Here is a 12,407-nt window from a genome sequence, read left to right on the forward strand (position 1 = left end):
TGGGCGGCGTTGCTAAGGAAATTGGGATTATTGTTTTAAGAATAGTAAAATCAATTTGATAGAGTTGGCTGTAGCAAAGGGTTACAGGCGAAAGAAAATTTCTGCTATTTTTTTTGGCAGATAAAATTTAATGCGCTAATTTAGTTGTGTTCGTAAAGTATAAGCATCTTTTCAGATGCAAAATTTTTAAGCGAAATAAATGCCTGGATGACGTCTAACGTCCAGGCTTTTTCTCCCCCTCCCTAATAAAATTTCATTTTCCATGCCGTTGCAGGATTGAAAAGTAGGCAGCAGGTGATTGCATTTTAGACGGTGCAGTGATTTGTAGCGGTTGTTGCTCCGGAAGGTTACTTCGCGGGGGCAACCGCGTGTGTGGAGAATGGCGGGTAATTTATTTTTTTGGGGGAAAGATTTACTGCCGCAAGGAAAGTGGAATCGGCAATAGGATATTCCGGCCGGTGAAAATGCCATTGGCGGAAGTGTTTCCTTATGGGAGGTGGTATAATAGGTTGCAAGGGAAAAGCGCATCGAATATGCATTATTTAACGGTGTGGAAAGGCTTTTCACTCGCTCTCCAGCCAGGGTTCATACGCCCAAAATTTCCTGAAAAATATTCCCGCAGCCAACACATGCAACCCCAATATCGCCCACCAGGTAACATCTCCCAGAATCATAAACAACATCACAAAACTTATCACCAATATCCAACGCAAATGCACCTCCGCATTCATCCGCGGGAAATACAGCAATACGCGAAACAGGATCAGCATGGAAATACCTGTTACAATGCATGTAAACAACGGGAACAAAGTAAAATGCCCGGCCGACTGGAAAAACAGCATGATCGCTTCCGGCGCGAGCATCAGCGCATATATCCCCACCACCCGGCTGTAATGCCGCCAGGTGCTCATCGGCAGGTTCAGCATAAACGGAAGATATATTTCATCGAACGCGCGGTGATGGATCATTAGCTGGGTATGTAACAACACGCTTACGATCATGCCTAACTGTAACGCACGCACGTCGTAGAAATCGCTTTGCCCCATGAGGAAGAAGGTAAGCCATAATACAGCGGCCGACCATATTTTGGTGGTGAATATTTTGCGTGGAAAAGCGGTGAATAGTTCGTAATAAAAATACAGTACCGGCGGTTTGATGAACAACTTATTCAGCCAGCGGGAAAACCTGGTAGCAAAGAAAAATACATCCGGCTGCCAGAGTTTTTTTTCGTATAACCACACCGGCCAGATGCACATGGCCATATTAAATACCAGGATAATTGCCGCGGGTACAAAATACTGCTTACATATGCCTAATACAGCGGCGATACCGCCATAGATAAACACCGGTAAATACATCCTGAAATGGAGTCGCCACCAAAGCGTTTTACGCTCGCGGGCAGCCATGCAGGTCATTGTATCATACAAAAAACTGTACTGCGGCAATTGCAGTGTTTTTATTACAAACCCGATGCATTTGAAATTATACAATAGCCACAGTACCAATACAAGCGCGAGGAAACTATTTCCTGTTAAAAATCCTTCCATTAACCCCATGTGATAATACAACAGGTTAGACGCATTCACCACGCCAAACAGGAAATAGAAAAGTATGAGGAAGAAACCTATGTTTTCCACAAAAAACCTGCGTACAAAAATCCGGTTGAAGACGCCCATGCTAGTTCAGAATAAGATTTTTATTTTCAATAGTGAGCGTTCCGGCAATGGAAAGCCTTCCGCTATCCAAAGGCTGGTGGGAAGTAATGATGAAACTCACCCCTTCCGCATGCACCTCCCTGATGAAGTCATACAGCTGCGCGATCGTTTTGGCATCGATGGTGATCAGCGGCTCATCCAGCAGAATGATGGATGGTTTTCCCACGAAGGCCAGCAGCAGGCTCAATTTCTTCAGCATCCCGCTGGAATAGCTGCTTACGGGGTTATTCACAAAGTTATCCACACCCATTTTGGCGGACATCTCCAATACCGGCTGCCGGTCCCCTCCTTTCGTCCGGAAATAGAGTTCCAGTAAGTCGCGGCCGGTCAGATACGCCGGATACAGCGGCTCCGCTTCTGCGTAATTGATCAGGCGGCGGTATTGCACCGGCTGTTGCCGGCTGTTCACATGACCATTAAGCGTAATGTTTCCACGGAAGGGCAACACGCCGGCCAAAACCTTCATGGTAGTCGTTTTCCCTGCGCCGTTTTCCCCTTTCAGCCAGTAGATACCGGTGGATAAATCCAGCCGCGGGATGTCCAGTACCTGGAAATCCTGGTAGCTTTTGCTCACCGATTGCATTGAAATAACCTGGTCCGCCATATAGAAATTATTAATTCTGTAAATATGAAAAATTGTATATGAATATCCTCAAATTGTCACATTTTTTCATCGACTTTTTTTCTATTGACCGTCATTCACTTAGATTATTCAGTATAAAAAACAGGCATATATCTTGTTGGTTTGCACACATAAAAATTATTCGAATGTACTTGCCTGATAAAATCGTCAAACCCAATACCAGATTGATGTTTAACAATACCCACACTCTTTTTCCACACCTGTTGAAAACTATATCTTCCCTACTAACTAATCGCTCTTACATTTGTAATCCTGGGCGTATGGATTTCGAAAGAATGAGTTGGAATTGATGTAGCGTGGTATAAAGATTTTTAGTCATGCTAACCCCCTAATGGAAAGAGAAACCTTCGACAGTACCCATAAAATATTTATATGAACAACGAGAATGAAATTCTTTTAAAAGAGAACAAGGATCGCTTTGTGTTATTGCCCATCAACTACCCAAAGATTTGGGAGCAATATAAAAAACATGAAGCGAGTTTCTGGACTGCAGAGGAAATAGATCTTGGCAGTGACTTAAAGGATTGGGCTAACCTGAATGATGGCGAGCGTCACTTTATTTCACATGTACTGGCATTTTTCGCAGCGAGCGATGGCATCGTTAACGAAAACCTGGCTGTGAACTTTATGAGCGAAGTACAGATCCCGGAAGCTCGTTGCTTCTATGGATTCCAGATCATGATGGAGAATATCCACTCTGAAACCTATGCGCTCCTTATCGATACATATGTAAAAGATCCGGTTGAAAAAGACCGCCTGTTCCACGCGATCGAAACCGTTCCTGCGGTGAAGAAGAAAGCGGAGTGGGCGCTGCGCTGGATTGAGAACGGCAATTTCGCGGAAAGACTGGTAGCATTTGCAGCGGTAGAAGGTATCTTCTTCTCCGGTAGCTTCTGCTCTATCTTCTGGCTGAAAAAACGCGGCCTGATGCCGGGGCTGACTTTCTCCAACGAGCTGATCTCCCGCGATGAAGGACTGCACTGCGAATTCGCCTGCCTGCTGTACAGCATGCTGGAAAACAAACTCAGCGAAGAGCAGGTACATGCGATCATCGGCAACGCGGTGGAAATTGAGAAAGAGTTTGTAACAGATGCGCTTCCGGTAGACCTGATCGGTATGAACGCCCGCCTGATGCAGCAATACATTGAGTTTGTTGCCGACAGATGGTTGTCCGAACTGGGCTACAGCAAGATATATAACGCTACCAATCCTTTCGACTTCATGGAAATGATTTCCCTCCAGGGTAAAACCAATTTCTTTGAAAAACGTGTAGGTGACTATCAGAAAGCCGGCGTACTCGGCGGCAACAAAGAATCACAGACCTTCAGTCTGGAAGAAGATTTCTAATCTAAAGTTTTTCTAACCTCTTAAATTCACCACCCATGTTCGTAATTAAAAGAGATGGCAGGAAAGAAGCAGTGAAATTCGATAAAATCACTGCACGTATCGAGAAGCTCTGCTATGGCTTCAACACTGAATATGTTGACGCAATTGATGTAGCGAAAAAAGTGATTCAGGGATTGTATGATGGCGTAACAACAACCGAACTGGACAACCTGGCCGCAGAAACAGCTGCGTCCCTCACTACCAAACACCCGGATTATGCACTGCTGGCATCCCGCATTGCAGTGAGTAACCTGCATAAAAATACAGAGAAGTCGTTTTCCAAAACGATGAAGATCCTGTATGAATATATTGATCCGAAAACCGGCAAACCTGCGCCATTGCTCTCTGATGAGGTATATGAAATCATCGAGAAAAATGCGGAGCTGCTGGATTCCACGATCATCTACGATCGCGATTTCGCATTCGACTATTTCGGCTTCAAAACCCTGGAAAGATCCTACCTGCTGAAAACAGACGGCCGCATCAGGGAACGTCCGCAACATATGTTCATGCGCGTGTCCGTTGGTATTCACAAAGAGGACATCGAATCCGCGATCAAAACCTATAACCTGATGAGCGAGCGCTGGTTTACACATGCCACGCCTACCCTCTTCAACTCAGGTACGCCAAAGCCGCAGATGTCTTCCTGCTTCCTGCTCACCATGAAGGACGACAGCATCGAAGGTATCTATGACACCCTGAAACAAACGGCAAAAATTTCCCAGAGCGCCGGCGGTATCGGATTAAGCATCCACAACATCCGCGCTACGGGTTCTTATATCAGCGGCACCAACGGTACCAGCAATGGTATCATTCCTATGCTGCGCGTATTCAACGATACTGCGCGCTATGTAGACCAGGGCGGCGGTAAGCGTAAAGGCGCCTTCGCGATTTACCTGGAACCATGGCATGCCGATATCTTCGAATTCCTGGACCTGCGTAAAAACCATGGTAAAGAAGAGCTGCGCGCACGCGACCTGTTCTATGCCCTCTGGACGCCGGACCTGTTCATGAAGCGCGTGGAAGCGAACGGCGACTGGTCCCTCTTCTGCCCACACGAAGCTCCGGGACTCCACGAATGCTGGGGCGAAGAGTTTGAGGCGCTCTATGAGCAATATGAAAAAGAAGGCCGCGCCCGCAAAACCGTAAAAGCGCAGGAACTCTGGTTTGCCATCCTGGATGCGCAAATCGAAACCGGTAACCCGTACATCCTGTATAAAGATTCTGCCAACCGCAAATCCAACCAACAGAACCTGGGTACCATCAAGAGCTCCAACCTCTGTACAGAGATTATCGAATACACCGATGCCAACGAGGTAGCCGTATGTAACCTGGCTTCCCTGGCGCTGCCACGCTTCGTGATAGACGGTCAGTTCGATCACCAGAAATTATACGAGGTAACCTACCAGGCTACCCTCAACCTGAATAAGATCATCGACGAAAACTACTACCCTGTTGAAGAAGCAGAACGTAGTAACAGACGTCACCGCCCGATCGGCCTGGGCGTGCAGGGACTGGCAGACGCCTTCATCCTGCTGCGCTATCCGTTCGAAAGCGATGAAGCCAAAAAGCTCAACAGCGAAATTTTTGAAACCATCTACTTCGCAGCCATGACCGCTTCCAACGATCTGGCCAAACGTGATGGCGCTTATGAGACCTTCCCTGGCTCTCCTGCTTCCAAAGGTATCTTCCAGTTTGACATGTGGGGCGTTACGCCTTCCCCGCGCTGGAACTGGGATGCCCTGAAAGCATCCGTGATGAAAGACGGTATCCGCAACTCCCTGTTGCTGGCGCCAATGCCTACCGCTTCTACTTCACAGATCCTCGGTAACAACGAGTGTTTTGAACCATACACTTCCAACATCTATACCCGCCGCGTACTCTCCGGCGAATTTGTGGTAGTGAACAAACATCTCCTGAAAGACCTGGTAGAACTGGGCCTCTGGGATAACGATATGAAGAATAAAATCATTGCCCACAATGGTTCTATCCAGAATATCAACGAAATCCCGGCCAACATCAAGGAGCTGTACAAAACAGTTTGGGAAATCAAACAACGTAACATCATCGATATGGCGGCAGACCGCGGCGCATTCATTTGCCAGTCGCAGTCCCTCAACCTCTTCGTAGATACGCCAACCACCGGTAAACTGACCTCCATGCACTTCCACGCCTGGAAGAAAGGCCTCAAAACCGGCATGTACTATCTGCGTACGCAGGCAGCCGCACAGGCGGTACAGTTCACTGTTGAAAAACAGGCCGGCCAACAGGTACAACCTGTGGTGGGTACCAAAACGCCTTCTATCGACGAGATTCCTGTTGGCGCAGTTTGCACCATGGAAGAAGGTTGCGTAACCTGCTCCGCATAATAACAACGGGTTATAAATTAGTAAGTACAGAAAAGGCGCTTCGTGATGAAGCGCCTTTTTCGTATATCCTTAGGCGTTATTCCCCGCTTATCCATTGCAAACCCTTTACGAATGCCGGCAACTGTGTATCCATATGATCCAGGTCCGTATAAAGCGCCGTACTGCAGGCAAGCGGCAGCTTCGCTTTTAATCCCGCCAGCACAGCGGCGGCCGGCCGCAGGGTAGTATCCGCATCTTCCTGCCCGCCGTAAGCGATATACACCCTGCGGGGTAAGGTGCTGCCTTTAGCCGGCGTGAACTTATCCAGCAGGTAATAATGATTATAATGCAGTGAAGGACTCGCGGCGATGAAACCGTCAAACAACCTGGCGTTATGCCTCAACTGGCGCTGCAACGCAAACAGGGTAAAGTACCCGCCCAGCGAGTGGCCCATGAGCCAGCGTTTAGCCGGGTCCGTTGCATATTGCCGGTCGATAAGAGGCGTCAGCTCGTCCCGGAGGAATTGCAGGAATTTATCCGCACCGCCGCTCACCGGCATTTCATATTCCGGGATAGCTACCGGAAAGGTATAATCCCGGTTGCGGAGGGAGTCCATACTCCTGAAATCACGATACCCAATACCTGCCACAATGCAAGCCGGTAATAATCCGACCTCACTGTACCGGCGCATGGTGGCTGCGTATATATCAAAATACAGGTTTGCATCCAGCACGTACACTACGGGATATTTCCCGGCTGGCTGGTACCCGGGCGGTACGGCTACCCGGATTTGAAAGCTGTCCCCTACTGCCTTGCTATACACGCTAAAAACAGCATTTACGGCGGGCGGGGGGCCTTCAGCAGCAGGTTTGCCCTGGCATGCCGCGAGCAGGGCTATTGTGGCGAGGACGATTGGGCGTATAGTCATACAGGTGATTTTTCTCCCCTAAAAAATACACCGGCTAATGCAAACAAAAGGTTAATAAATAACGAAGCCCCGGCAATGCTTGCCAGGGCCGGTTATAAAAATTTTGACCACTATTCCTCTTCTTCAAATCCCCATTTCTCCAACAGCGCATTGTACTCGCTTTCCGGCAGCCCGGGCTTGTCGTAATGGCCTGCGAGGGACTTCTGGCGCATGGCTTCATAAATGCTCACGGCGCAGGCCACGGAAATATTGAGGGACTTGATAATTCCCATCTGCGGGATGATAAAGTTTCCATCCACCAGGCGGATCAGCTCATCGCTGACGCCTTCGTGTTCGTTCCCGAAGACCAGGGCCACGGAGCCGGTAAAATCAATATCATAGAGGCTCACGGCGTCATGCGCCAGGTGAGTGGCCAGTATCTTGTCATATTTGGCGCGCAGGGCGGCCATGCAGGCCTCCAAATTGTCGAACTGATGTACGGTGAGCCATTTAGCGGCAGAACTGCTGCTTTTGGCGCCCCATTTTTTGTGGCGGGGGATCTTCGTGTTCAACACGTAGATCTCCTGGATGCCAACGGCATCGCATGTACGCATAACAGCGGAAATATTGTGCGGGTCCTGCACATTTTCCAGTACTACCGTCAAATTACCCTGTCGTTTATTCAAAACGGACAACAATCTTTCCCGTCTTTCTGGTGTCATATCAAAAAAAATATTTATCCTGAAGGCCGTAAAATTACGAAATAAGGTAATTTCACCCCACATAATTAAATCTTACAAACCTATGCTCAAGAAGATCCTGAAAATTGTGGGCATCACAATTATCGTCTTGATTATCGCTGTTATTGCCATTCCATATTTCTTTAAAGATAAGATCATGGCCCGCGTTAAGACTGAACTGAACGACCAGCTGAACGCCAAAGTGGACTTTAAAGACGTGGATATCAGTTTGATCAGACATTTTCCGAAACTGGCCGTAGCCCTGGAAGACCTCAGCATCACGGGGAAAGACCGCTTCCGGGAAGATACGCTGGTAGCCGTCAAAAAAATTGACGTGGCGCTAAACCTGATGAGCGTGATCAAGGGAGATAAAATGGAAATCTACAACGTCGCCCTCGAACAGCCACGCATACACGCAATTGTGGATAAGGACGGGCATGCCAACTGGGATATTACCAAGCCGGATACCAGCGCGCAAACGCCCGCTGATACCAGTAAGAGCAACTTTGCCCTCCGCCTTAGCAAATACAGCATCTCAGATGCTTATGTGAGCTACGACGACCGGCAGGGCAATATGTTCCTGGAAGTGGATGGCCTGAACCACGATGGTAACGGCGACTTCACGCAGGACCAGTTTACCCTGAACACCCATACTGACGCTGCCGGCATTACCTTCAAATATGGCCTCATCCCCTACCTTAGCCGGGTAAAAACCAACCTGGATGCGGCTATACAGATTGATAACACTACCAGCACCTACACGCTGAAAGATGCGAAAGCTGCTCTCAACAACCTGGTACTGAATTTCGAAGGCCTGTTCAAATTTGTGAACGATACCACGTACGGGATGGATTTCAAATTCAAATCGCCCGGCAACGAGTTTAAAGACCTCCTCTCTTTAGTACCCGCCATCTACGCGAGCGATTTCGATAAGATCAAAACCAGCGGTAAAGCCGCTTTCGAAGGTTTTGTAAATGGGAATTACAACAGTGTCCAAATGCCGGCCTTCGGCCTTAAACTGGCCGTAACGGATGGCTTCTTCCAATATCCGGACCTGCCCAAGCCGGTGAAAAACATCCAGCTGGCGGTGAATATCACCAACCCGGACGGCGTGCCTGACCATACGGTAGTGGATATGCCCAAAGGCCACCTGGAAATGGATAATACGCCGCTGGACCTGCGCATGCTGGTGAAAACGCCGGTATCCGACATGTACGTGGACGCTTCCGCGAAAGGAAAGCTGGACCTGGCCACCATCCCGCAGTATGTGAAACTGGAAGCCGGCACTGCGCTGCAGGGCATCCTGGATGCGGACATCAGCGCCAAAGGAAATATGAGTGCGGTGGAAAAAGGCCAGTACGATAAATTCTATGCTGCCGGCACCCTGCAACTCAGCCACCTGCTGTATAAAAGCAAGGACTATCCCGATGGCGTGAAGGTGAATAACCTTTTCCTGCAGTTCAACCCGAAGAACGTAACGGTAAAGGATCTTAACGCGGAATACCTGGGTTCACATTTTGAGGCCAACGGGGAAGTGAATAACCTCCTCGCCTATACGCTGAAAAATGAAGCGCTGGACGGTAAGTTCAACCTGAAGGCCGACCAGATCAACCTGGACAAATGGATGGCCACTTCCCCTACCAGCACCACTGCTGCGCCGGCGGAGAAGAAAGCCGCCGAACCCGCCAGCGATGCGCCATTCCCCGTGCCGGCGAACCTGAACATCGCATTACAGACGAATGTAGGTAAAGTACACTACGATAAAGTGGACCTCAACAACTTATCCGGCGCCCTCACCGTGAAGGATGAAACGGTGACCATGAACCAGCTGAAGGCGGAAGCCCTGCAGGGGACCATGGCCATCAGCGGCAGCTACAGCACCAAAGCGAGCAAGCTGAACCCGGATATTCATCTTACCTACGATGTGCAGCGCGTGGATATACAACAGACGTTTAACGCCTTCAACACCGTGCAAAGCCTGATGCCGATCGGTAAGTTCCTGAATGGTAAAATCTCCTCCCAGCTCACCATGCATGGTAAACTCGGTAAGGACATGATGCCGGAACTCAATACCCTCACGGGCGATGGTAACCTGTTGCTGATTGAAGGGGTGTTAAAGCAATTTGCACCGGTAGACCAGCTGGCCAGCAGCCTGAACATCTCCCAGTTAAAGGACATCAGCCTGCGGGACATTAAAAACTATTTTGCTTTTGAAAACGGCCGCGTGAAGGTAAATCCGTTCAAGGTAACGGTGAACGGCGTACGAATGGATATCAGCGGCAGCCACGGCTTTGACCAGTCGCTCGACTACAACCTGCAACTGGCGCTGCCCCGCAGCCTGATGGGTACGGCCGGCAACAACCTGGTAAACAGCCTGGCTTCGCAGGCGCAAAGCAAGGGCATACCGGTACAGCTGGGCGACAGCGTACACCTGGCCATTGCCATGGGCGGTAATATCCTGAAGCCTTCCCTGAAAACGGACCTCCGCGAAAGCGCCAATAATATTAAGGCACAGGCCACCGCGCTGGTGAAAGATAAGGTGGACACCCTGAAGAGCGCGGTGCGCGACTCAGTGAACAGCCTGAAGAACAATGCCGTGAATGCCGCGAAGAATGAGTTGAAAAACCAGCTTTTTGGCAAGAAGGACAGTACGGCTGCAAGCAGTGGTAATGCAGTGCAGGATATTGGCAAACAGGCGGGAGAATCTGCCAAGGGGGTGATTAAAGGGCTGTTTGGAAAGAAGAAACCGGCCGCCGATTCTACGAAAAATTAAACCATACACTTCCGGATAATAGACGGGACAGGGCTTAGGGCCTTGTCCCGTCTTCTTTTTTTAAGAACAAAGTCCCGAATTATTTGTATCTTATATAGAGCGTATAAACACGGACAGCCATGATCACCTCCTTTGTGCACAGCACCTATTGTAACGCCGCCTTGTTGGGGGGCCTGCTGTTTGTTATTATGGGATACCTTATTGCGCGTTTCCCGCCGAAAAGCGTAAACGCCTGGTACGGTTACCGCAGCTTCCTATCCACCCGCAACCAGGAGATGTGGGAGGCTGCCAACAGGGATGCCGCGCTGGTTTCCAAAAAGGTAGGGGGCATCCTTATGTTGATCGGCATTTGCTGCGCGTTAATCTTTGACCGCCAGTCCGACTGGTTTATGTACATCACCGTAGGCGCCCTGGTTGCCGGCGTGCTGTATATTGTAGGCGATACGGAATGGATGCTCAGCAACGAATTTGACGAAGAGGGCAAACGCAGGGTTCCGCCAAAATTGTAGTTGTATGACATTTCTTATTGTATAAAGCGCCAACTTTGCTGTCTGAAGAACCAATACTTGAATCTATGACAGACAGCGCAGTTCAGTTGAAACCGATCCGGGAAAAGAATATAGGAATAGCCACCCTGCTGGCTTTCGCTATGATACCGATGTCCGGTTTTGCGACGGACATCTACATTCCCTCCCTGCCGGGAATGACCGCGGCCCTTGGCATCAGCAACAGCCAGGCCCAGCTTACCCTCAGTTTATTCCTCATCAGTTACGGCGTGTCGCAGCTCTTTGTAGGCGGCCTGCTGGACAGTTACGGGCGTTATAAGATATCCCTTTTTTCCATTCTTATATTTTTCCTGAGTTGCATTACCATCGCCAACACGCACAGCATATACGTGATTTATGCCATGCGGATTGTGCACGGCATCACTATTGCCGCTATGGTGGTGGCCAAACGGGCGTTTTTTGTGGATCTTTTTTCGGGGGAGAGATTAAAGCACTACCTGAGCCTGTTTACGATTATTTGGTCAACCGGGCCAATCGTTGCGCCGTTTATAGGCGGGTATCTGGAGGTGAGCTTTGGTTGGGAGTCCAACTTTTATTTCCTGGCTATTATTGCTGCCGTGCTTTTTGTGATGGAAGCGATTTTCAGCGGGGAAACGCTGAAACATGCAACGGCTTTCCATCTTACGCGCATCACGCGCATTTATGCGGACATGTTGCAAACCGGCAGTTTTGTACTCGGTATTCTTATGCTGGGATTGGGGTATAGCATGGTGATGGTGTATAATATGTCCGGCCCGTTTATTATTGAGCATCATTTTAATTTGTCGCCGGTGATTACGGGGTATTGCTCCCTCCTGCTCGGCTTTGCGTGGATGGTAGGCGGTTTTGTGGGCAAGGCGCTGATCAATAAACCATTTACCCGTAAGATGACGACGAACGTGGTATTACAGCTGCTGTATGCCGTTATTATGCTGCTGGCCTTGCAGCGGCTGCACACGCTGCCGGTTATACTGATATTTGCCTTCCTGATCCACGTGGGCGCAGGATTTACCTATAACAACTATTTTACTTACTGCCTGGCGAAGTTTCCGAAGAATGCGGGGATTGCCGGCGGCTTAACCGGCGGGTTGTGTTATGTGATTGTGTCGTTGCTGAGTTATGTGATAACAGCTACTTTCCCGGCTAAGGATGGCGGGAATTTGGGCGTGAGTTACCTGGTGCTGATATTGGCGTCTATCGTGGTGATGTACCGGGTGGGGGTGTTGAGTAGAAGAGCGGCGGTGCAGGAGGCGTAGGAGCATGGCGATGTGAGATTCGATAAAGCTAACCGGCTTGCTATTCTATAACTTACTACATAAAAAAAGACCTGCGTGAAGTACGCAGGTCTTT

9 protein-coding genes are annotated in these 12,407 nt (G+C 49.2%); 5 read left to right on the forward strand and 4 right to left on the reverse strand.

Annotation, left to right across the window (positions count from 1 at the left end; all coding sequences use genetic code 11):
* Nucleotides 1-563: 563 nt before the first annotated feature.
* On the reverse strand, nucleotides 564-1,676 hold the full coding sequence (locus BOC67_RS19530) for a hypothetical protein (protein ID WP_291912630.1): 1,113 nt from the start codon (nucleotides 1,674-1,676) through the stop codon (nucleotides 564-566).
* A 1-nt stretch (nucleotide 1,677) separates the two neighbouring features.
* A complete protein-coding gene (locus tag BOC67_RS19535; RefSeq protein ID WP_291912633.1) occupies nucleotides 1,678-2,319 on the reverse strand; it encodes an ABC transporter ATP-binding protein in 642 nt (213 codons plus the stop codon).
* 411 nt (nucleotides 2,320-2,730) lie between these two features.
* On the opposite strand from BOC67_RS19535, the gene BOC67_RS19540 reads away from it, so the two are divergent.
* A complete protein-coding gene (locus BOC67_RS19540; protein WP_291912634.1) occupies nucleotides 2,731-3,705 on the forward strand; it encodes a ribonucleoside-diphosphate reductase small subunit in 975 nt (324 codons plus the stop codon).
* A gap of 35 nt (nucleotides 3,706-3,740) precedes the next feature.
* The gene (locus BOC67_RS19545; RefSeq protein ID WP_291912636.1) at nucleotides 3,741-6,113 is read left to right on the forward strand and encodes a ribonucleoside-diphosphate reductase subunit alpha; all 2,373 of its coding nucleotides are present in this window, start codon (nucleotides 3,741-3,743) and stop codon (nucleotides 6,111-6,113) included.
* 76 nt (nucleotides 6,114-6,189) lie between these two features.
* On the opposite strand, the gene BOC67_RS19550 is transcribed toward BOC67_RS19545, so the two are convergent.
* Both BOC67_RS19550 and BOC67_RS19555 read right to left on the reverse strand, forming a co-directional pair.
* Nucleotides 6,190-7,020 (reverse strand): alpha/beta hydrolase-fold protein, encoded by an 831-nt coding sequence (locus BOC67_RS19550; RefSeq protein ID WP_291912638.1) that lies wholly within the window; start codon nucleotides 7,018-7,020, stop codon nucleotides 6,190-6,192.
* 110 nt (nucleotides 7,021-7,130) lie between these two features.
* Nucleotides 7,131-7,721, reverse strand: a complete 591-nt coding sequence (locus BOC67_RS19555) for an RNA methyltransferase (RefSeq protein ID WP_291912639.1) — start codon at nucleotides 7,719-7,721, stop codon at nucleotides 7,131-7,133.
* 82 nt (nucleotides 7,722-7,803) lie between these two features.
* Here BOC67_RS19555 and BOC67_RS19560 point away from each other — a divergent pair, with 82 nt between their 5' ends.
* From BOC67_RS19560 to BOC67_RS19570, 3 genes are all read left to right on the forward strand, one after another.
* Complete coding sequence (locus BOC67_RS19560) at nucleotides 7,804-10,512, forward strand: AsmA-like C-terminal region-containing protein (RefSeq protein WP_291912641.1); 2,709 nt, start codon at nucleotides 7,804-7,806, stop codon at nucleotides 10,510-10,512.
* A 119-nt stretch (nucleotides 10,513-10,631) separates the two neighbouring features.
* Complete coding sequence (locus BOC67_RS19565; RefSeq protein ID WP_291912643.1) at nucleotides 10,632-11,021, forward strand: SdpI family protein; 390 nt, start codon at nucleotides 10,632-10,634, stop codon at nucleotides 11,019-11,021.
* Between the two features lie 65 nt (nucleotides 11,022-11,086).
* The gene (locus BOC67_RS19570) at nucleotides 11,087-12,313 is read left to right on the forward strand and encodes an MFS transporter (protein ID WP_291912645.1); all 1,227 of its coding nucleotides are present in this window, start codon (nucleotides 11,087-11,089) and stop codon (nucleotides 12,311-12,313) included.
* The last annotated feature ends 94 nt before the right edge of the window (nucleotides 12,314-12,407 follow it).

Origin of the sequence: Chitinophaga sp. CB10 (assembly GCA_001870995.2) — a bacterium.
Taxonomy (GTDB): domain Bacteria; phylum Bacteroidota; class Bacteroidia; order Chitinophagales; family Chitinophagaceae; genus Chitinophaga.